The sequence below is a fragment of the Actinomadura sp. SCN-SB genome (genome assembly GCF_043906805.1).
In the GTDB taxonomy this organism is placed as follows: Bacteria; Actinomycetota; Actinomycetes; order Streptosporangiales; family Streptosporangiaceae; genus Spirillospora.
The window spans coordinates 39473-60638 of the sequence record NZ_JBIMPP010000008.1 but is presented as its reverse complement, the minus strand read 5'-3'; the positions used below and the strand labels follow the sequence as shown (position 1 = coordinate 60638).

At 73.7% G+C, this 21166-nt stretch carries 18 protein-coding genes; 7 read left to right on the top strand and 11 right to left on the bottom strand.

From position 1 onward, the window contains the following. Positions 1-244 precede the first annotated feature (244 nt). On the top strand, positions 245-1789 hold the full coding sequence (locus ACGWYJ_RS07430) for a nitroreductase family deazaflavin-dependent oxidoreductase (protein ID WP_395104916.1): 1545 nt from the start codon (positions 245-247) through the stop codon (positions 1787-1789). On the opposite strand, the gene ACGWYJ_RS07425 is transcribed toward ACGWYJ_RS07430, so the two are convergent. The 4 genes from ACGWYJ_RS07425 to ACGWYJ_RS07410 all read right to left on the bottom strand — a co-directional run bounded on the left by ACGWYJ_RS07425 (position 1786) and on the right by ACGWYJ_RS07410 (position 6568). Continuing rightward, positions 1786-2289 (bottom strand): VanZ family protein, encoded by a 504-nt coding sequence (locus tag ACGWYJ_RS07425; RefSeq protein ID WP_395104915.1) that lies wholly within the window; start codon positions 2287-2289, stop codon positions 1786-1788. The two genes, ACGWYJ_RS07430 and ACGWYJ_RS07425, sit on opposite strands and share 4 nt — an antisense overlap. Positions 2290-2483: 194 nt before the next feature. Beyond that, a complete protein-coding gene (gene lon, locus ACGWYJ_RS07420; protein WP_395104914.1) occupies positions 2484-4886 on the bottom strand; it encodes an endopeptidase La in 2403 nt (800 codons plus the stop codon). A gap of 910 nt (positions 4887-5796) precedes the next feature. Continuing rightward, entirely contained in the window at positions 5797-6159 is a 363-nt protein-coding gene (locus ACGWYJ_RS07415) for a DUF3817 domain-containing protein (protein ID WP_395104913.1), read from the bottom strand. Between the two features lie 40 nt (positions 6160-6199). Then, complete coding sequence (locus ACGWYJ_RS07410; protein WP_395104912.1) at positions 6200-6568, bottom strand: hypothetical protein; 369 nt, start codon at positions 6566-6568, stop codon at positions 6200-6202. A 106-nt stretch (positions 6569-6674) separates the two neighbouring features. On the opposite strand from ACGWYJ_RS07410, the gene ACGWYJ_RS07405 reads away from it, so the two are divergent. The 5 genes from ACGWYJ_RS07405 (at position 6675) to ACGWYJ_RS07385 (ending at position 13201) form a co-directional block, all read left to right on the top strand. Then, the gene (locus ACGWYJ_RS07405; protein WP_395104911.1) at positions 6675-8054 is read left to right on the top strand and encodes an SWIM zinc finger family protein; all 1380 of its coding nucleotides are present in this window, start codon (positions 6675-6677) and stop codon (positions 8052-8054) included. Then, entirely contained in the window at positions 8051-10657 is a 2607-nt protein-coding gene (locus tag ACGWYJ_RS07400; RefSeq protein WP_395104909.1) for a DUF6493 family protein, read from the top strand. Before ACGWYJ_RS07405 ends, ACGWYJ_RS07400 begins: the two co-directional genes overlap by 4 nt. Positions 10658-10749: 92 nt before the next feature. After that, positions 10750-12006 carry an MFS transporter gene (locus ACGWYJ_RS07395; protein ID WP_395104907.1) on the top strand — a complete coding sequence of 419 codons (1257 nt, stop codon included), beginning with the start codon at positions 10750-10752 and terminating at the stop codon, positions 12004-12006. A 32-nt stretch (positions 12007-12038) separates the two neighbouring features. Further along, complete coding sequence (locus ACGWYJ_RS07390; RefSeq protein ID WP_395104905.1) at positions 12039-12584, top strand: methylated-DNA--[protein]-cysteine S-methyltransferase; 546 nt, start codon at positions 12039-12041, stop codon at positions 12582-12584. A 38-nt stretch (positions 12585-12622) separates the two neighbouring features. After that, positions 12623-13201, top strand: coding sequence for a TetR/AcrR family transcriptional regulator (locus ACGWYJ_RS07385; protein ID WP_395104903.1), 579 nt, complete (start codon positions 12623-12625; stop codon positions 13199-13201). A gap of 10 nt (positions 13202-13211) precedes the next feature. Here the strand turns inward: ACGWYJ_RS07385 and ACGWYJ_RS07380 are convergent, their stop codons facing one another. From ACGWYJ_RS07380 to ACGWYJ_RS07355, 6 genes are all read right to left on the bottom strand, one after another. Next, a complete protein-coding gene (locus ACGWYJ_RS07380; RefSeq protein ID WP_395104901.1) occupies positions 13212-14126 on the bottom strand; it encodes an oxidoreductase in 915 nt (304 codons plus the stop codon). A 145-nt stretch (positions 14127-14271) separates the two neighbouring features. Further along, complete coding sequence (locus ACGWYJ_RS07375) at positions 14272-14763, bottom strand: glutathione peroxidase (protein WP_395104899.1); 492 nt, start codon at positions 14761-14763, stop codon at positions 14272-14274. 67 nt (positions 14764-14830) lie between these two features. Then, the gene (locus tag ACGWYJ_RS07370) at positions 14831-14986 is read right to left on the bottom strand and encodes a hypothetical protein (RefSeq protein WP_395104897.1); all 156 of its coding nucleotides are present in this window, start codon (positions 14984-14986) and stop codon (positions 14831-14833) included. Between the two features lie 204 nt (positions 14987-15190). Beyond that, positions 15191-15346, bottom strand: a complete 156-nt coding sequence (locus tag ACGWYJ_RS07365) for a hypothetical protein (protein ID WP_395104895.1) — start codon at positions 15344-15346, stop codon at positions 15191-15193. Between the two features lie 99 nt (positions 15347-15445). Then, complete coding sequence (locus ACGWYJ_RS07360) at positions 15446-15745, bottom strand: hypothetical protein (RefSeq protein WP_395104893.1); 300 nt, start codon at positions 15743-15745, stop codon at positions 15446-15448. 72 nt (positions 15746-15817) lie between these two features. Continuing rightward, a complete protein-coding gene (locus ACGWYJ_RS07355; protein WP_395104891.1) occupies positions 15818-16939 on the bottom strand; it encodes an LCP family protein in 1122 nt (373 codons plus the stop codon). A gap of 245 nt (positions 16940-17184) precedes the next feature. Between ACGWYJ_RS07355 and ACGWYJ_RS07350 the strand changes: the two genes are divergently transcribed. After that, positions 17185-17484: a hypothetical protein gene (locus tag ACGWYJ_RS07350; protein ID WP_395104889.1), complete on the top strand. Its 300-nt coding sequence runs from the start codon at positions 17185-17187 to the stop codon at positions 17482-17484. Here the strand turns inward: ACGWYJ_RS07350 and ACGWYJ_RS07345 are convergent. Beyond that, complete coding sequence (locus tag ACGWYJ_RS07345) at positions 17481-21104, bottom strand: AAA family ATPase (RefSeq protein ID WP_395104887.1); 3624 nt, start codon at positions 21102-21104, stop codon at positions 17481-17483. The genes ACGWYJ_RS07350 and ACGWYJ_RS07345 overlap by 4 nt on opposite strands. Positions 21105-21166 lie beyond the last annotated feature (62 nt).

Below are 21166 nucleotides of genomic sequence, written 5' to 3'. Positions count from 1 at the left end.
CGATCTCGGCATCGATCCAGGGCGTCGTCCCCGGACGTGCGTCCGGTGTCGGCCCCGGGCGACGGCGGTCAGGTGACACCCGAGTGTGATGGAGCGTTCCAGGCGCGTCAACGGCCTACTCTGGTCTCCACGGTGTTAGGACCTGTCCGCAATGCCACCCGGATGGCCGAACGCGGTTCCGTCCGCGACGCCCCGCGAACCCCGGCGGTTCCTTCCGATCGACACCAAGCGCTAGTTTCCCTGTATGCGGGTCTTCCTCACCGGCGCGTCCGGATTCGTCGGGTCCCACACCGTCCGCGCGCTGCTGGACGCGGGGCACGCCCCCCGCGCCCTGGTCCGCGACCCCGGGAGGGCCTGCACGGTGCTCTCCGGGCTCGGCGTCACACCCGAGGACGTGGAACTGGTGCAAGGCGACATGTGCGACGCCGCCGCCGTGAACGAGGCGCTGGCCGGCTGCGACGCAGCCATCCACGCCGCCGCCGCGATCGGCGTGACCACGCCCGCCTCGCGCGGCCGCGACCCCGAGACCGGCCTGGTGCACGTCAACGTGTCCGGCACGCGCAACGTGGTCGGCGGCGCGGTGGCGCGCGGCGTCGACCGGGTGGTGCACGTGTCGACGGTCGCGGTGTTCGTCCCACCGCCCGGCCCGCTCATCACCACCGACGGCCCCCTCGGCACGCCCAGGACCGGCTACGGCAGGTCCAAGGTCGCCGCCGAACGGTACGTCCGGGACCTCCAGGCGGCCGGCGCCCCGGTCACCGTCGTGTATCCCGGCGGCGTGTTCGGCCCCTCCCAGCCCGTGCTGGACTCGTTCATGCAGGGCGTGAGCCGGGCGCTCGACCTGGCCTGGCCGCTCCCGCCCGGCGGCGCCTCGATCATCGACGTGCGGGACCTGGCCGAGGCCCTCGCCCGCGCGGCCTCCAGGCCCACCCCCGACCGGCTCCTGCTCGGCGGGCACTACCTCACCTGGCGGCAGTACGCCGACCTGTGCGACCGGCTGACCGGCCTCAGGTCGCGCAGCTTCCCCGTCCCGGCCGGGGTGATGCTCGGCGCCGGCGCCGCGCTCGACGCGGTCAAGCGCGTCAGGCAGTTCGACTACCCACTCACCAGGGACGCCGCCGAGTTCATGGTCAGGCTGGTGCCGACCGACGACGGCCCCTCGCTGGACGCGCTGTCGCTGACCCTGCGCCCGGTCGAGGAGACCCTTGAGGACGGGCTGCGCTGGATGGCCGAGACCGGCCACCTCCGGCGGGCCGGAAGGCTGGCCCCGCGTCCCGAAAGCGCCGCCGCCGTCCGGCGGCGGTCACCGACGCCGCTGCAACGGACGGCCGGGCCGCTCTTCCAGCGGATCTCCGCGGCCCGCTGGTTCTCCAGGATCGGGCCGAGGATCGTCCCGCCGCTGGACCGCGCCCTGCACAGGGCCAGCGGCGGCCGCTTCCTCCTCGGGCAGGCGCTGATCCCGAGCCTGATGCTCACCACGACCGGCGCCAAGAGCGGCCTCCCCCGGCGGGTGCCGCTCGCCTGCATGCCCGAGCCGGACGGCGGCTGGATCGTCGTCGGCTCCAACTTCGGCAGGGAGCACCACCCCGCCTGGACGGGCAACCTGCTCAAGCATCCCGAGGCGGAGGTGACCTTCCGCGGTCGTACCGTCCCGGTCACCGCCCGGCTGCTGGAGGACGACGACCGCGCCGCGATCTGGCCCCGGCTGGTGCGCGTCTGGCCAGTGTACGACCGCTACCGCGAACGCATCACCCGCGAGCTGCGGATCTTCCGTCTCACCCCGCGCTAGGGCCGTCCCCGCAGCGCGTACGAGATCCGGCGTCCCGCCACCAGGTAGGCGAGCACCACGCCCGCCACGTTCAGGATCACATCGTCGATGTCGAAGGCCCGGCCCATCACGAGGAACTGCTGCACGCCCTCGATCGCCAGCGACACCAGCCCGGCCACGAGCGCGAGCCGGATGGGGCCGCGCAAGGCGACCGCCACCACCGGCAGCAGCACGCCGAGCGGTGCCAGCAGGATGAGGTTCCCTCCTAGCTGCCGCACCGTGTCCGGGGTCGGGTCGTCGAGATAGAACCGCAGGGACCGGCCGGGATCGGTGTTGCCGCCCGCCTGCCCGTTGTCCTGGACGGGACTCAGCGTGAGACGGAAGGCGTAGTAGAAGAAGATCCCAAGGACGACCAGCGCGGCGAGCACCGCGGACACCCTGAACATCAGGACGTACCAGGGCGGGCGCTCGCCGTCGGGCGCCGGCTGCCACAACCTCAGCGGCCGGGTGGATCTCACCACGCCCCGCACCTCCAGGCTCGATCGGCGGTCGCGGGCGCCGTCCCCTCCGCGCCGCGAGCCAACCGGCCACGCCCCTTTGGGACGGCCCACCGGCCCGGGTATCGGTCAAGCTCGAACCCCGGACGCGGCGCAACGCGAAGCGCCCGCGCCGGCCCGATCGGCCGACGCGGGCGCTCGCGTCCTCCACGGAAGGATCAGGCGGCCACGGCCGCGCTGGTCGAGGCCGGCTCCAGGGCCAGGTCCAGGACCTCCCGGACGTCGCTGACCGCGAAGACCGTCATGTTCTCCAGCACCTCGGCCGGGACGTCCTCCAGGTCCGGCTCGTTGCGCTTGGGCACGATCGCGGTCGTGATCCCCAGCCTGCTGGCGGCCAGCAGCTTCTGCTTCAGGCCCCCGATCGGCAGCACCCGGCCGGTCAGCGAGACCTCACCGGTCATCGCCACGTCCGGGCGCACCGGACGGCCCGACAGCAGCGAGGCCAGCGCCGTGGTCATCGTGATCCCCGCGCTCGGCCCGTCCTTCGGGATCGCGCCGGCGGGCACGTGGATGTGCACGCCACGGTCCTTCAGGTCGCCGACCGGAAGCTCCAGCTCCGCGCCGCGCGAGCGCAGGTAGCTGAGCGCGATCCGGGCCGACTCCTTCATGACGTCGCCGAGCTGGCCGGTCAGCGTCACGCCGGTGTCGCCGGTCTCCTTGTCGGCCAGCGACGCCTCGATGTAGAGCACGTCGCCGCCCGCGCCGGTGACCGCCAGGCCCGTCGCCACGCCCGGCACCCCGGTGCGCCGCTCGGACCTGCTCAGCTCGACCTCCGGGGTGAACCGCGGCCGTCCCAGGTAGTCCTTCAGATCGGCCGCGCCGATCGAGACGGGCAGCGTCGCCTTCTCCAGCGCCACGTTCGCGGCGATCTTGCGCAGCACCCTCGCGATCGCGCGGTCCAGCGACCGCACGCCCGCCTCCCGGGTGTACTCGGAGGCCAGCAGCGCCAGCGCCTCGTCGTCGAAGCTCACCTCGGACGCCTCCAGGCCGGCCTTGTCGAGCTGCTTGGGCAGCAGGTGGTCGCGGGCGATGGTGACCTTCTCGTGCTCGGTGTAGCCGTCCAGCTGCACCAGCTCCATGCGGTCCAGCAGCGGCCCCGGGATCGCCTCGACCACGTTGGCGGTCGCCAGGAACAGCACGTCGCTCAGGTCGAGCTCGACCTCCAGGTAGTGGTCCCTGAACGTGTGGTTCTGCTCGGGGTCCAGCACCTCCAGCAGCGCCGCCGTCGGGTCGCCCCGGTAGTCGGCGCCGACCTTGTCGACCTCGTCCAGCAGGACGACCGGGTTCATCGAGCCCGCCTCGCGGATGGCCCGGACGATGCGTCCCGGCAGCGCGCCGACGTAGGTGCGCCGGTGGCCGCGGATCTCCGCCTCGTCCCGGACGCCGCCCAGCGCGACCCGCACGAACTTGCGTCCCATGGCCCGCGCGACCGACTCGCCCAGCGAGGTCTTGCCGACCCCCGGAGGGCCGGTCAGCGCCAGGACCGCACCGGAGCGCCGCCCGCCCACGACGCCCAGGCCGCGGTCGGCCCTGCGCTTGCGCACGGCCAGGTACTCGATGATGCGTTCCTTCACGTCGTCCAGGCCCGCGTGGTCGGCGTCCAGGATCGCGCGGGCGCCCGCGATGTCGTAGGCGTCCTCGGTGCGCTCGTTCCACGGGATGTCGAGCACGGTGTCCAGCCAGGTGCGGATCCAGCCGCCCTCAGGGGACGCGTCGGACGACCGCTCCAGCTTGTCGACCTCCTTGAGCGCCGCCTCGCGCACCTTCTCGGGCAGGTTCGCCGCCTCGATCCGGGCGCGGTAGTCGTCCTCCTCGTCGGCCGGGTCGCCGTTCAGCTCGGCCAGCTCCTTGCGGATGGCCTCCTGCTGCTGGCGCAGCAGGAACTCCCGCTGGGTCTTCTCCATGCCCTCCTGGACGTCCTTGCGGATGGTCTCCGCCACGTCCAGCTCGGCCAGGTGGTCACGCGCCCAGCCGATCACCAGGGTGAGGCGCTCGACCACGTCGGGGGTCTCCAGCACCTCGACCTTCTGCTCGTTCGACAGGTAGGGGGCGTAGCCGGCGTTGTCGGCCAGCGTCGAGGGGTCGTCGATGGCCTGCACCACGTCCACGACCTGCCAGGCGCCGCGCTTCTGCAGGATGGCGCTGACCAGGCCCTTGTACTCCTTCGCCAGCTCCTCGACGCGGGGGTCGTCCAGGCCGGTCACCTCGATCCTGGTGCCCTCCACCCACAGCGCCGCGCCGGGTCCGGTCGTCCCCGTGCCGATCCGCACCCGCGCCACGCCGCGCACGACCGCGCCCGGCTCGCCGCCGGGCAGCCGCCCCTCCTGCTCCACGACGCCCAGCGTGCCGACGGCCGCGTAGTTCCCGTTCAGCCTGGGCACCAGCAGCACGCGCGGCTTGACCGCCGACCTGATCCCCGGCCCTCGGGTCTGGGCGACCGCACGGGCCGCCTCGATCGCCGCGCGGACCTCGTTCTCGGACAGATCGAGGGGCACCACCATGCCGGGCAGAACGGCCCCGTCGTCCAGGGGCAGGACCGGCAGCGTCAGGGTCTCGCTCATGCTCTCAGCTCCAAAGTCTCTAGCGGTCCAGCCCAACCCGAGGTTGAGCCATATCCACTCAAGAAAACGAAGCTCGAATTTGTTTCCTCTGCATCGTTCGCTCTGAGCGATCATGCCCGGAGCGGCCTGTGGTGGCGGTGATCGGGCGCTGGGGGCGGGGTTTTACCCTCGGCCTTTCTTCCTTGGCAGGTGTTTACGCGGCCGTGAAGGCTGGGTACTTAACGCAACGAGATCGTAACGCTGGGTGAAGGGGAGTCTCGGGACGGCGGAGATCCCGGGGCTCGTCACCCGGCGAACCGGGGGGAGGGCACGCATGTGGCGCGCGGGACTTGCTTGGCACGGCGGAACCGCCGCTCATCGGCTTCCCTTCGACCGGGGTCCGGGCTTGTCTCGTCGCGCCCGGCCCCCGGCCCCCTCCGGCGCGGTCCGGACGGCCGAGGGCGTACCGGGCCCGTCGCGTCGCCGCCGGCACCTCCCCCCTTCCGCCTTGGTGCCGGCGGCGACGGCGGCGCGTGCCCGGTCACACCTCGGGTCCTCGGCCGTCCCGGCCGGTCCCGCGACCCCCGGCCGGACCCGTTCACCCTGGACCACCCGTTCACCCCGTACCGGAGACCCGGTGCCGCCTGCCCCCGTGGCACCGGGATCCACCGCGCCGGGCCGGCGACTCCGAGCCACGCCGCCGGCCCGGCCCCGGCCACCATGCTCGATCTCTCGAGAGCCGCGTCGATACCGAAGGAGAGCGAGGTGAGTGCCCGGCGCCAGACACCCTGTGAGCCGTGAAGAGCCGGGCGGCCGGACTTCTGACCCGACCCCCGTCCCAGGCCGCCCACACAGCAGTACAGACCGCTGCTGGACGCCCGGCCCGTGGAGGCGCTCCGCCCCACGGGCCGCGGCATGGGTACGTTCTGGCTCAGGCGTTGTTGCCGGCGGTCTCGCTCGGGGCCTCGCGGGGCACCTCGGCCCGCGCCCTGGCGGCCAGGTCGGCGCGGGCGTCCCGCACGATCCGGCGCTCGATGAAGAACGCCAGGAACGGGATCAGCCCCGCGGTCACCATCAGCACCATCTGCTTCAGCGGCCAGGACAGCTTGCGGTACAGGTCGAACGCGACCGCCAGATAGACGATGTAGAGGGTGCCGTGCGTCGGGGAGATGATCGCCGACGGGGTCTCGTCGCCGCCGATGTAGCGGATGGGCATGGCCACGAAGACCAGCAGCAACAGCATCACGCCGACCACGATGGCCATGACGCGATACCGGTTGACGGCCGCTTCCACAGATCACCTCTCTGAACGGGGGCCGGTCGGACTTCGCCGGTCAGTCTCGCCGGTGCGTCTCGGAGTTGAGCCGCGCCAGGTAGCGGTTGTAGGCGGCCAGCTGAGGGTCCTCCTCCTCCTGGCGCCGGATGATGTCCCGCTTCACCACGGCCTCGACGGGCTCCTCGATCACCTTGGGGGTCCGGTCGGACCCCTTGCGGGCGTCGTCGAGCTCGTCCCGCATCATCTTGATCCACATCACCAGTACGAAGATCGCGAAGATCGGCCACTCGAAGACGTACGCCCAACTCCGGTCGTTGCCCTGCTGTGCCCGGTCGAACTGCCACCAGCCGAAGGCCAGGAACGCGGCGAACAGCGTGATCGCCAGCGCGTGGAGCCCGAGCCATCCGGGGGTGAAGAACCTTCGCACGGCTTCGAGCCTACCCCCGGTGTCCCCGAGCCCGGACCCGGCCCCGTACCATGCCCCGCTCGTTCGGTCTCCCGGAAATGTCGGTCGCGCGCCCTAGGTTCACGGCATGGCGAGCGGCACGGCGACCACGCCGGTTCAGGAGTACTCGTATGCGCGTCCCTCCTCGCTGGACGGCGGGCTTCTCGGCCTGTCCACCTCCGGCGGGACCACCGCGGCCGGGCCTCAGGCCCGCCCGCGCTTCTTCAGCGGCCTGCTGACCGAGGCGGCACCGGCCGCGGCGGCGCTGCTCGCCCTGGCGGACGTGGCGCAGACCCGCTACTACCAGCCGCGTCCGACGACGATGCGCGACCCGGTGGTGACCTGCAACGGCGACCGGCTGCGGATGGAGTCGTTCTCCGCCTGCTGCGGGGTGTACGGGCGGCTGGACGTCCTGCAGGCCGCGCTGGACGGCGAGGTGCACGAGCGCGGCACGACCAACGTGGACGTCAACGGCCCCCTGCGGGAGGCGCTGGCGCGGGTGGGCACCGGCGACCCGCTGCACTTGGCGGTCGGCGCCGAGGAGCTGGCGGTCACCACGCTGGACGGAGCCGTGGTGGAGAAGAAGGTGCCGCTGCCGGACCGCTGGCTGCGGGGCTTCGCCGAGCTCCAGGTGATCACGTCCGGGTTCGACCTGCGCGCGGAGGTGTCCGGGCCGGAGGCGGTGCGGTTCCTGCGCGGGCTGCCGGGCGGGCGGGCGCGCGGGACGCTGTGGGTCGTCCCGGCAGGCCGGAGCCTGCGGATCAGCTCCCGGCCCGGCCCCGGGGCGGTGTCCCTGGCCGGCCCGGACCGGCTGCGCACGATGCTTCCGCTGCTGCGCTTCGCCCGTGCCCTGCGCGCGTACGGCCCGGCCGTGACCGCGCGGGACGGCGGGCCGGTCGCGAGCGCGTGGGAGCTCGAACTGCCGGGCATGCGGTACGTCCTGACGCTCTCGCCCGAGCCGCACCGCGGGTTCTCCGGCGAGGGAGCCGTCCTGGACGCCCTGGCCACCGAGGAGGCGGCCGACGACGCCGAGCTCCTGGGCGCGCTGCTGTCGTTCGAGGCCCGGGTCGAGCCCGACCTGCTGGCCGAGCGCGCGGGGATCGACGCGCGCCGCACGCGCGCCGCGCTGACCCAGCTCGGCACGGCCGGGCGGGTCGGGTACGACACGGCCGAGGCGGGCTTCTTCCACCGGGAGCTGCCCTACGACCCCGAACGGGTGGCGGCGATGAACCCCCGGCTGCGCAACGCCAGGGCCCTGGCCGCGTCGGGCGGCGTCCGGTTCACCGGCCCCGACCTCGCGGTCGTGGGGACCGGCGACCGGTCCCGCCAGGTGCGGTTCTCCGGCGACCAAGCGTCCTGCACCTGCCGCTGGTGGGCCGAGTACCGGGGCGGGCGCGGCCCCTGCAAGCACGTGATCGCCGCTCGGCTCGTCCGGGACGCCGCCCTGGCGGAGGAGGGCGCCCGATGAATCGCGTGGACACGCTGCTCGGCAAGGTCGAGCAGGGCAACGCCCGGTTCGTCGCGGCGCTGCTGAGGCGGTTCACCGACGAGGAGCGCAGGGCCGCCGCCAAGGAGCTGCCCGGCCTGCTGAGGAGGGTGCGGGACACCCGTCCGGACTTCCGGTGGGCCGAGGGGGCGGTCAAGTCGGCGTTGCTGGTGGCGGGCGCCGGCTGCATCCCGGGCCCGGCCGCGGCGGCGCAGTGGCTGGCCCGTGCCGACCTGCGGCTGGATCGCACCTTCGGCTTCAACGCCTGGCGCCGCCACGCGGAGTTCGTGGTGGCCGCGACCGAGGGCCGTCCCGCCGAGTGGCGCGCGGAGGTGGGCGGGCGCCTCGCGGGGCGGCTGCGCGTGGCCGACCAGAGCGCCTGGAGAGGCGACCAGGCCGCCTGGTGGACCTGCGCGCTCCTCCTGCGGGCCGCCGGTGCGGGACCGCCGGGCGACGAGGCGTTCACCGTCGGCTGGGTCCGCTGGACCGCACCGGCCACGGGGCTGGGCGAGGATCCGCTGCTGGACGCCATGGTGCCGCGGCTGTTCGAGGTCGAGGCCGTCGGCCAGGTGATCGGCGTGTTCGGCGCCGGGGACGCCTGGCGGACCGCGCTGACACGGCTCGCCCAGGAGGGCCGCCTGGAGCGGGAGGCGCTGCTGGACGGGTGCGTGCGCCGGTTCCTGCGCGGCGGCACCCTGAACGACCTGCGCTGGTACGCCGATCTGCATGACGCGCTCGCCCCCGATCTCGGCGAGGTGCTGCCGCGGATCCGTGACTACGTGCGGCTGCTCCCCGCCGCGCCCGTCCGGGTCGCGGAGCTGGCGCTGCGCGAGGTCCGCCGGGTGGACGAAGAAGGGGGCCTGGACGAGGCGGCGTTCGCCGAGGCCGCCGAGGCGGTGCTGTTCCGTCCGGAGAAGAAGCTGGTGCGGGCCGCGCTGTCCTGGCTGGACCGGCCGGGCCGGGTGGACGCGGCGCTCGGCGCGCTGACCGTGGCGTTCGGGAACGAGTCGCACGCCCTTCAGGAGCGCGCCGTGCGGATCGCGGTCAACCACGGCCCCAAGGCCGGCGAAGCCATCGGTGAACGGGTGCGGGAGGCGGCCACGGCCCTGCCCGCCGACCTCAGGGACCGGGTGGCGGAGGTCTTCGGCGAGGTCGAGGCTCCCGCACCGCCGCCGCTCTCCGGGCTCGCCCCTCCCCCGCCGCCCGCCGCGTTCCCCGCGCCGATCGCGTCCGCCGCCGAGCTGGCCGAGGAGTTCGCCGCCAACGCCGGATGGGCCGAGACGGAGCGGCTCCTGGCCGGGATGGTCGATCTCGCCCATCGCGACCCCGGCGGCCTCATGGAGGCGTTCGGGTCGCTTCCCGCCGACGTGGATCAGTGGCGGTGGCTGGACGCCACGGACGACCGCATCGCCAGGCGGTTCGCACCGGTCGTGGCGGCGCGCGCCCTCTTCGCCCCCAGGCTGCGTCCGCAAAGGGAGGCCGAGCGCCCGCGCCGGCGGCCCGCTGCGCTGGCACGGTTCCTCGGCCGGCGCGGCCGGGAGATCGGGATGCTGATCGGCCGGACGCCGTTCCTGCTGTCCACGCCGACCGCGGCGAACGGGCTGCTGGACACCGGCGAGCTGATCTCCCGGCTGGAACGCCTGGAGGCGGTGGGCGGCGACGCAGGGGCGATCGACCTGGCGCAGGCCCTGCTCCGTCTCCCGCCGGAGGCCGATCCCGATGCCGTCGCCCGCGCGGCACGCCTCGCGTCCTCCCCGGGCCGGACGCTGACGGCGTGGCTGGAGAACGGCGGGTTCGCCGACGTGCGGTTTCAGACCACCGTGGTCCCGGTGCGGTTCCAGTCCACCGGTGAACCGGACAAGGCCATCGTCGCCATCGCCGCCCCGGAGCCCACGCGGCTGCCGCGCTCGGAGACCCTCAACGAACTCGTGCCGCTCCACGACTTCCCCGGAGGGCCGTGGCCCGAGGATCACGGGAGAGTCTTCACCGTCTACGGCGGCGACCTGTGGTGCGGGCAGACGATCCCCTCCCATACCGAGCTGGCCGCCGCGCACCTGCTTCCCGTTCTGGGAGCGGCGCTGGAGCACGCGAACGCTCAGGGCGCCGCGCTGCTCGCCTTGGCCGAGGCGCACGGGCCGGTCGGTGTCGTGACGGCGACCGCGCTCGCGTACGGGCTGACGGTGGGGCCGGTCGCGGAGCGGGCCGGGGCGGTCGACGCCCTCCTGCTGATGGCGGCGCGGGGACGGCTGCCCGCCGCCGAGCTGGGCGCGGCGGTCGGCGCGCTGGTCGAGCACCGGATCGCCAAGCTCGGCCGGATGGCGGGCGCGCTGGGCGAGGCCGCCGACGCCGGGGCGCACGCCGAGGTGTGGACGGTGGTCGAGCGCGCGCTCCCGCCCGTCCTGGACGCGCACGCCGCACGTCCCGTCACCGGCCTGGCCGACCTGTTCGCCGTCGGCGCCCGTACCGCGGAGGCGACGGGCGCGCGGGCGCGCATCCCCGCGCTGGAGGCCGTCGCCGCGCGGAGGGGCTCCAGCCGCGCCGTCAAGGAGGCCGGGCGCCTGCACGCGTACCTCACCCGCCCGTGACACGAGCCGTCGCGCAGACGGAAATGACGGTGATGGGTGATATACCCCATTCGTAGGGTGTGCGGGGTCGGTGTGGGAGGGACGGGATCGTCATGGCGGTGGCGGACGGGCTCACCGGAGAACAGTCAGCGCCCATCGCGCGGCATCCGGCCCAGCGGCGGATCCTCGCGGTGCTCACCGCCTCGCAGGTGCTCGGCGGCGTCGGCGTCGGCACGGGGATCGCGGTCAGCACGCTGGTCGCGGCGAACCTGTCGGGCTCGGAGGCGATCGGCGGGCTGGCGCAGACCAGCGCGGTGACCGGCGCGGGCGCGCTCGCCGTCCCGATGGCGCGGGCCGCGACCAGGCACGGGCGGCGCGCCGCGCTCTCCATCGCCTACGCCTCCGCCGGGGCGGGCATGCTGACCGCCGCGATCGCGGTCGCGCTCGGCTGGTGGCCGCTGCTGCTGGCGGGGCTGTTCTTCGCCGGCGGCGGGTCCGCCGCCTCGCTGGCCGCCCGGTACGCCGCCACCGACCTGTCCGCCCCCGGGCGCACCGCCCGCGACCTGTCGGTGGTCGTCTGGGCCACCACGATCGGCTCGATCGCCGGGCCCAACCTGGCCGAACCCGCCGACCGCCTGGGACGGTCGCTGGGCCTGGCGGACTGGTCGGGCCCCTATGCCCTCTCGGCGGTCGCGTTCGCGCTCACGCTCCTCGGGGTCATGACGCTGCTCCGTCCCGACCCGCTGCGGGCCCAGGCGCACGGCGATCCCGCCCTCGCCACCGGGGAGCGTCCCAAGGGAGGCGGCTGGGAGGTGCTGCGCACCACGCCGCGGGCCCGCCTGGCGGTGGCCACGATCGTGGTGTCCCACCTGGTGATGGTCACGGTCATGGTGATGACGCCCGTCCACCTCGACCACGGGAACGCGAGCCTCACCATCGTGGGCGTCGTCATCAGCCTGCACATCGCGGGCATGTTCGCGCTGTCCCCGCTGCCGGGCTGGCTGGCCGACCGGTTCGGCCGGATCCCCGTGATGATCGGCGGGATGGCGCTGCTCGCCGTCGCGACCGCGCTGGCCTCGGTCTCGGCGCCGCACCACGTGACCCGGCTGACCGTCGCGCTGTTCCTGCTCGGGCTGGGCTGGTCGTTCGGGCTGGTGGGCGGCTCGGCGCTGCTGACCGACTCGGTGCCCGCCGAACGGCGGCCCGCCGTCCAGGGGCTGTCGGACCTGCTGATGAACGGCGGCGCCGCGCTGGGCGGGCTGGCGGCCGGCACCATCGTCACCGCCTTCTCCTACGGTGTTCTCTCGACGACCGCGATGTTCCTGGTGCTGCCCATGACGGCGGCGCTCCTGCTGGCAAGGCGGCGATGACACGACCGATGACGTCACCTACGACCTCACCGATGACGACGGAGACCCTGGCGTTCGGCTCGATCGGCACCGTGCTCGGCACGCTGCTGGCCGGCGCCACCGAGACCGGCGTGGCCTGGCTGGGCTGGCGCGACTCCCCCGGCGCCCGCGCCCGCGCCGCCGCCCGCGCCGGCCTGCCCGTCGTGGACGACCCGGACCGGCTCGCCCCCATCCTGGAGGGCCTGGCCGGCTACTTCAGCGGCGAGCCGCGCACGTTCACCCTCCCCGTCGACTGGCGGCTCACCTCCCCGTTGCAGCACCGGGTGCTCGCCACGCTGTACGAGTCGGTCCCCTACGGCAAGGTGGTGACCTACGGCGAACTGGGCGCGCGCAGCGAGGCCGGCGTTCCCGCACAGGCCATCGGCCAGGTGATGGGAAGCAACCCGATCCCGATCATCGTGCCGTGCCACCGCGTCGTCGCGTCCAACGGGCTCGGCGGCTACAGCGGCGGCTCGGGCATCGAGGTGAAGCGCTGGCTCCTCACCCTCGAAGGCTCCCTCCCCGCGACGCTCGACTGGGACCCGCACACCGGGCCGTGACCAGGGCCGCGGGACGGTCACGACCGTAGAATGGGCCGGTGCCGAGAATCAGCGAACCGACGGTCGCCGAGCACCGTGCCCGTCAGCTGAGAACCCTGCTGGACGCGGCACGCGCGCTGGTCGCCGAGGAGGGCATCGAGGCACTGTCGCTGGCCGCGCTGGCCCGCCGGGTGGGGGTGTCCCGCCCCGGGCTGTACGAGTACTTCCGTTCCAAGGACGACCTGGTCGCCGCGATCCTCGAGGAGGAGCTGCCGCGCTGGGCGGCGCTGGTGGCCGCGTCGCTGGACGGCCCGGACGGGCTCGCCGGCAAGGTCGGCGCCTACGTCCGGGCGCAGCTGGAGGTCATGACGGACGGCCGGCACGCGGCGGCGGTCGCGCTGGTCGAGCACGCGCTCGCCGAGCCCGCTCGCGAGCGGATCCGTGACGGCCACGCGCGGCTTCTGCGTCCCCTGGTCACCGCGCTGGCCGAGGGCGGCGTGCCCGAGCCGGAGCTGCGCGCCGAACTGATCCAGGGCATCGTCGACGCCGCCGCCAAGCTGGCCCAGCGCCGTCCCGGCGACTCCGGCGCGATCGTCCGCGCGGCCGTGGCGCAGGCGGTGCACGGCCTGGGCGGGTAGCGGCCGGGGCCTAGCCTTCCGCCGGCACCTCGTAGTGGACGCCGGTGAGGGCTTCCGAGACCTCCCACAACCGGTCGGCCAGTTCCGTACGGTTCGCCTTCGGGGGCATGACGGCCTTGGTGGGCGGACCCATCACCTGGTAGCGGGGTCCGTAGCACGCTCCCTGTTCGGCGTCCGGGGAGACGGCCGCGTACAGGGTGGGCAGGGCCCCGGCCGCGGCGGACTGGGAGAAGACCGTGTTGGCGAATCCCCAGAGGCGCTCGCGGACCTTGCTGCCCTCCATCCGCGGCCCCGCCTGCTGGAGCTCGGTGGAGGCGAAGCCGGGGTGGGCCGAGGTGCTGAGGATCTTCGGCACACGCCGTCCGAGATCCTTGGCGAACACGAGGTTGGCCAGCTTGGACTGGCCGTAGGCGGCCCATTTCCAGTACCGCCGCTCGCCCTGGAGGTCGGCGAAGTTCAGCCGGCCGCCCCAGGCCGCGCCGCTGGTCACCGTGGTGACGCGCGGGGAGGGCGCGGCCAGCAGCGCCGGCAGCAGCAGCCCGGTGAGCGCGAAGTGACCGAGATGGTTGGTGCCGAACTGCATCTCGAACCCGTCGGCGGTGACTCGTCTGGGCAGCGCCATCACCCCGGCGTTGTTGACCAGCAGGTCCAGGGGACGGTCCGCCCGCGCGGCGGCGAACCGGCGCACCGAGGCGAGATCGGCCAGGTCGAGCGTGTCCAGTTCGAGGTCGGCGCCGGGCGCCTCCGCCTTCATCCGTTCCAGCGCGGCCTGGCCCCGCTCGGCGCTGCGGCAGGCCAGCACGACGGCGGCGCCGTGCCGGGCCAGCTCCAGCGCCGTGTGGAAACCGATGCCGCTGTTGGCGCCGGTGACGACACATCGCCGTCCGTGCAGGTCAGGGATGTCCGCCGCCGTCCAACCGCGCATGGGGCCTCCTGTGTGCCGGAGCCGGATGTCTCGGTCGACCCGGGTCCGCACCGGTCACGGTTCCGTGCACGGTCCGGGTCCGCGCCGCCGCACGGGCGCACCCCAACGCTAGACCCGGAATCCAATAGCCCACAACGGGCCGGGCTCAGGCGGCGGGAAGGTTCTCCTCGATGGCGGAGACCACCTCGGGCGCCTCCGGATCGGTCTGCGGCGCGAACCGCGCGGCGACCGTGCCGTCCGGGGCGATGACGAACTTCTCGAAGTTCCAGCGGATGTCGCCGGTGTGCCCTTCGGCGTCGGGAGTGCCGACCAGGGCCTGGTAGAGCGGGTGCCGCCCCTCCCCGTTGACCTCGACCTTCTCCGTCAGCGGGAACGTCACCCCGTAGGTGGTGGAGCAGAACTCGGCGATCTCCTCGGGGGTTCCGGGCTCCTGGCCCATGAACTGGTTGCACGGGACGCCGATGACGGTGAAGCCGCGGTCGGCGTACCGCTGCTGCAGCCGCTCCAGCCCCTCGTACTGGGGCGTGAGGCCGCACTTCGAAGCGACGTTGACGACGAGCGCGGCCTTGCCCTTGTACTGGTCCAGGTCCGCGGAGCCGCCCCGCAGACCACCGATCTCTACCTCGTAGACAGACATGGGCCCGATCTTAGGTGGGACGGGCCCTCAGGCGCCCCCGGCCCCGAGCGGGCGAAGGGCGTCGCGCTCAGGTCCCCAGCGCGTTCACAAAGGCCGCAAGCTGGTTGCCCGCCTCGCCTAGCTGGGCGAAAGCGTTGTTCACCACATTGGCCGCGTCCCTCGGAGAGCTGAGCAAGTAGAAGACCACGAAGGCGATGGCCACGTAGCGGAGGTTCTTCTTCATCCGAACGCCGTCCCTTGGTAGCGCAGCGACACACTGACCCGACTCAATTGTGCCCGGCTGCTTCTGCCCGCAAAGCGCCATTTTACTGTCACGGCCCGGCCAGCGGATGATCCCCTCGGGCGAAAGAGTGATCCATTCAACGGATCATGACGGCGTGAAACGGGCCCCGCACCCGGCGATCAGCACGGGGCCCAAAAACGGACATCAGGGGAGTGCGCTTACAAAACGGGACATCGATTCGGCCGCGCCACCGAGCCCGCCCAGCGTGCTGTTCACCAGGGCCGCCGCCGCCTCCGGCCGCGTGACCACGTACCACACCGCGAAGGCGATGGCGGTGATCTTGAGGTGCTTCTTGTTCACGTCCCCTGCTTTCCGTGACCGACTGCATCCGTAACGGTACGGAGTGTAGTCTCCCCGGCGGCCTCCGATCTGGAGATCAAGGGACGGCAAAGAAGCCGCTCAGGTGCCGGCCGGAACGCCGTGCTCGGTCAGGTAGGCGATGTACATGGGACGCAGCGCGTCGGCCATCTCCCCCTCCCTCGCGTGCGTGAACTCCTCCAGCAGCGACAGGACGTGCAGCAGGTCGAACTTCGCCCGATCGACGTTGCCCAGCGCGGCCGCCGCGGCGGGGATGGCGCGCAGCAGCTCCCATAGGAAGGCGACGTCGCGCCGCTCCCGTGCGCGGGCCAGCGCCAGATCGTGCAGTTCCCTGGACGGCAGCTCGTCCAGCCGCCCCGCGTCAGGGGTCACATCGGACATGCCCCGTCTCTAACCGCGCGGGCGCGGTCCTAACTTCCGCGACCGCCGTCATCCGCCGCGAGGGGCGGCGGGCTAGCGGGTGATGACCTCGTCGGGGATCTTCTTGTCCTCCTTGAGGGCGTCGAACAGCAGGCCCGCCTTGCGCTTGTCCCACGTGATGTACGCGCCCGCCGCCGCCGACGAGCCGGCGCCGCCGATCGGGACCGAGGTGGTGACGCCGTTGCCGCCGCTGACGCCCTTCATCGCCCACATCATCCGGGCCAGGTCGTACAGGTGGTCGTCCTCGTCCACCGTGAAGTTGCTGGTGGCGTTGAGCGCGAGCGGCACGCCGCGCGCCGGGTTGAGCAGCGTGCCCGGCGAGGCGGCCTTCTTCATCAGCGCGCCGAAGAACTGCCGCTGCCGCTCGATCCGGTCGAGGTCGGCGCGGGCGGACGCCCGGGTGCGGACGAACCCCAGGGCCTGGCCGCCGTCGAGGGTCTGGCAGCCGGGCGACAGGTCCAGCCCGGCCTTGGGGTCGCGCATCCGCTCCTTGACACAGATCTCCACCCCGCCGACGGCGTCCACCACGCCGACGAACCCGGCGAAGCCGATCTCCGCGTAGTGGTCGATCCGCACCCCGGTGGCCTGCTCCACGGTCCTGACCAGCAGCTTGGGGCCGCCGAAGGCGAAGGCGGCGTTGAGCTTGTTGGACCCGCGCCCGGGGATCGGCACGTAGGAGTCGCGGGGCAGGCTGATCAGCGAGGTGCCGCCCGCGCCGTAGTGCAGCAGCATCATCGAGTCGGTGCGGCGGCCCTGCGCCTTGCCGGTGGCCAGCCTCCTGCGGTCGGCGCTGGACAGCCCCTCGCGGCTGTCGGAGCCGACGATCAGCCAGTTGGTGCCGGGCGTGTCGGCCAGCCGGCCGGGCTGGTCCAGCACCTGCTCGCGCTTGAGCCGGGAGTCGAGGTAGAAGTAGCCGCCCGCGACCACGACGAGCAGGAGCACCAGGATGATCGCGAGGACCCGCGGCCAGCGGCGGCGCCGGCGGCGGGGCCCGTCGTACTCGTAGGGGTCGCGCCCGCGGTACTGGTCGCCCGCGTACGGATCCGCGTAGGGGTCCGGGTACGGGTCACCGTACCGGTCGCCATGCCGGTCACCGTACGGGTCGAGTTCGCCGGCGAACTCCGCCGACCCCCGCACTGGCCTGTTGCGCGCCATCCCGCGTCCCTCCCCTTCCGGCCGGCCTCGGTCGCCCAGCGGACGATTCCAGCGGACGACGCCTGCACGAATGACTAGACGATAGGGCACCGTCGCCGCTGGTCGCGTCCCACTCACGCATGATTGTCGACAGCTCCAAATAGGCCCGGCATGTGATAAATCGGGCAGAGCTTCTCGTCCGGCCGTTGCACACTGCCCAGTGGTGATACGTGCGGCGAGGGGCCCCGGATGAATGTCGGGCGAGCTTGGTCTCTGCTCGGAGCGTTTCGGGGTACCCGCTCCGCCTGCGCCGCGGAGGCGCCGCACGTCCCGCCGCGGCGCAGGACGGTGGGCAGGGGCGGGACGAGCTGCCGGATCTGACCGCCGGCCTGTGGGCGTCGCGGACCAAGGAGCTCAACGAGACCGGCATGCGCACGATCGCCCGGCGGCTGCCCTCGATGATCGCGCAGTGGGTGCGCACGGCGCTGCCGTCGCCGGCGCTGGTGGCCGGGGCCACCGCGCTGCGCGCCGGGTCGCAGGCGGCGGCCGGGCGGACGCAGGGCTAGAGGTAGGGGCCCGGTGGCGGCGGCTCCTCGCGGCGCGCGGGCTCGGCCGGGACGTCCTCCGGGCGCAGCAGCCTGACCTCGGACGGGTCCGCGTCCCCGCCGGGACGGTCGCCGTCGTCCGCGGTGATCCGCTGCGCCTGCCGGGAGATCGACTCCTCCAGGACGTTGCGGACGAGCCTGGCGTTGCCGAAGGAGGCGTCCCTGGGCTCGGCGGCCAGCCTCCGCCTCAGCCGCGCCAGCACCCCGTCCGCCAGGGCGAACCCGGCCTCGGCCGCCATCGACTCGAAGATGGTGACCAGCTCGTCGTCGGTGTAGTCGGGGAACCGCAGCGTCTTGGGGAACCGGGACTCCAGGCCGGGGTTGAACTTCAGGAACCGCTCCATGTCCGCGTCGTAGCCGGCGACGATCACCACGAGGTCGGAGCGGTGCTCCTCCATCAGCCTCAGCAGCTCGGCGATCGCCTCGTGGCCGAAGTCGCGCCGGTCGCCGCCCGCCGCGGTCAGCGCGTACGCCTCGTCGATGAACAGGACGCCGCCCAGCGCGCGCTCGACCGCCGCCCGCACCCGGTGGGCGGTCTGCCCGATGAACTCCGCGACCAGGTCGGCCCGGGTGACCTCCACCAGGTGGCCGGACGACAGCAGGCCGAGCTGGGCGTACACGGCGGCGATCAGCCGGGCGATGGTGGTCTTGGCGGTGCCCGGGTTGCCCATGAACACCATGTGCCTGGCCGGGAACGCCAGCGGGACGCCCGCCTCCCGGCGCCGCTCCTCCATCCGGGCCTCGGCGACCAGCGCGCCGATCTCCCGCTTGATCTCGTCGAGCCCGATCAGCCGCTCCACCTCGGCGAGCGGGTCGCCGGGCACCGCGTCCCTGCCGGGGACGAGGGTGTCGGGCACGTCCTCGGGCAGGATCTCCACCAACGACTCGGTCTCGTCCACGACCCCGTCGGCCAGCACCCGCCGGCCCTGCATCGCCACGGCCCGGTCCAGCAGGCCGTTCATGGCGCGGGCGTTGCCGAAGCCGCGGTCGCGCGGGGTGGCGCGCACCAGCGCCGCGACCCGGCCGAGGACGCCGGGGGCCAGCGCGAACCCGGCGGCCTCCGCCTTCGCCCGGAACACCTCGACCAGCTCGGCCTCGGTGAGGTCGGGGAAGCGGACGGTGCGGGGGAAGTAGGCGGCCAGCTCGGCGTGCGACTTCAGCAGGCCGTTCAGCTCGGCCTCCGGCCCGGCCAGCACGACCACCAGATCGGTGGGGTGGGCCTGGACGGCGCCCAGCAGCACGTCCACGATCTCCCGTCCGCGCTGGGCCTCCGCCGAGGCGAACGCGTGCGCGTCCCGCACCAGCAGGATGCCGCCCAGCGCGCGCCCGACCGCGCCGCGCACCCGGACCGCGCTCTCGCTGGTGAACTCGCCGAGCAGGTCGGACCTGTCCACCTCGACCAGATGCCCGTGGGTCAGGATGCCGAGGTCGGCGTACATCTTGCCGAGGATCTGCGCGACCTTGCTCTTGCCCGTCCCCGGGTTGCCGGTGAACACCAGGTGCCGGGGGCGTCCCGCCACCGGCATCCCGGCCTCGCGGCGCAGCCGGGCGGCCTTGGCCTCGGCGACCAGCGCCTCGATCTCCCGCTTGACCGGCTCGATCCCCGCCATCCCCGCCAGCTCGGCGAACGGGTCGGCGACGGCGCCGCCGGCCAGCGCCCGCTGCGGCAGGTCGTCCGCGGTGATCCACAGGCCGTCCGGGGCGGGCTCGGCGGCGCCGAGGCGGGCGCGCGCGGCGGCGACGCTCTGCTCGGCCAGATGCTCCACCAGGCGGGCGCCGCGCAGGTTGAGCAGCGGCGGGGTGCGGCTGAGCAGGACGCCCGCGGCCTCGGCGACCTCGCCGGCCACCCGCGCGCCGCGGGCGGTCACGGCGCGGCGGAACAGCTCGGCGTGGTCGTCCTCGGCGAACTCGCGGGTCCTGGTGACCTCGAACGCGCCGACCAGCGCCGGGTTGACGTCGAACAGCCGCCGGTCGCCGCCGGGACGGCACAGCGCGATCACGTCCAGTCCGGGCGAGCGCGCCATCAGCCGGCGCAGCTCCTCCAGCGCCGCCGTCCCGCAGCGCTCGTGCCCGGCCAGCCGCTCCAGGTCGTCGACGACCAGCATCATCCGGCCCTCGACGCACTCGCGCACCCGGGCCTGCAACCACAGCACCGCGTCGCTGACGCCCAGCGACACGAACACCTGGTCGGAGATCCACAGCGCCTCGCGGATCCGGCCGTCGCGCGCCAGCAGGCCCTCGGCGATCTCGACCGCCGTGCCCTTGCCCGTCCCCTCTCCTCCGGCGATCAGCAGCCGGACGGGCCGCTCGCCCGCCAGCCGCGCCGCGAGGGCGTTCCGCAACGCGCGGGTCAGGTCGGGCTGGCCGACCAGCAGGCCCTCCAGCGGGTCGCGCTCCGGGGCGGGTGCCGCGACGGCGGCGCGTGCGGCATCCGGTTCCTCTGAGGCGGACACTGAGGCGGGTTCGGCTCCGCGTTCGAGCAGGCGGCCGAGGGGGTTGGCGACCGGTCGGTGGTCGAACAGGCGCCGCAGGTCGTGCTGGAAGGCGCGTATCGGTACGCGGCAGCGCGCGCTGGTGGCGGACTCGGGCAGCCCCTGCACGGCGCCGGTGAAGCGGACGGCCATGTCGAGCCAGGCGCGGCAGGAGTCGGCCTCCCCTGCGACCAGGCCGCGGGCCAGCCACGCCCGGACCCGCTGCTGCCACGGCTCGGGGGCCCAGTTCCCCTGGTCGGCGCGCAGCGCGTGCAGGCGGTCGGCCAGGTTCTGGTAACGGGCGGTGCCGAGCGCGACGGCGAGCTCGGCGGGTGGCGCCGTCACCTCCGCGGCCAGCATCAGCTCCGCCAAAGCCATCTCAAGCGTGCCGCCCTCGCCCGTGACGCTCTCCAGGCGGGTGTGGGCGGCCGCCAGACCTTCGCACACCCATCCCAGGTACCCCAGGGGTCCCGCGAGCTCCGGGAGAATCTGCAGCGTCTCCTCGTCCAGGCCGGACGCCCAGAACGCCTCCAGGCGGTCCTGGGGGACGGTCATCGCCTCCCGGCTCGCCTCGGGATCGGCCAGGCGGCGGTCGAAGAGCTCCATCAGCGCGGCCCGGCGCCGCTCGATCGGCTCCAGCCCCTCGAAGACGTCCATCCCGGCGCGGGCCAGCCCGTACATCACCGCCCGGCGCTCGGGGTCGTCCCCGGCGGGCTCGGGCAGCCACAGTCCGGGCGGACGCCACCGGCCGCCCTGGGTGAACCAGGCCAGCGGGTCGCGGACGGCGGGCTCGGGCGTGGCCAGGAAGTCGCCCAGCAGCTCGTAGTCGACATCGCCCCTGGACCCGCCGCGCAACGCCGACGCGCCCAGCAGGAAGGTCAGCAGCGACCACTGCTCGGCGCCCGCGGCGGAGGTGTCCGGGCCGTAGAACTCGCTGAGCTGCCGTGTGAGCACCACCGCGCGCGGATCGCGGTTGAAGGCGAGCGCGCGTTCGCGCATCTCCTCGTACAGGCCGTCCGGCACTCTCCAGGGCCCGTAGGCGTACACGTCGAGGACGGGCTCGTCCGTCACGAGCAGTTCGAGGTGTTCCGGCAACCTTGGGGGGCTCACGCCTGCACCCTACGGCGCCGACCGTGCGCTTGGCAGACCGGTGGGTCTCGGGGATAGTTGTC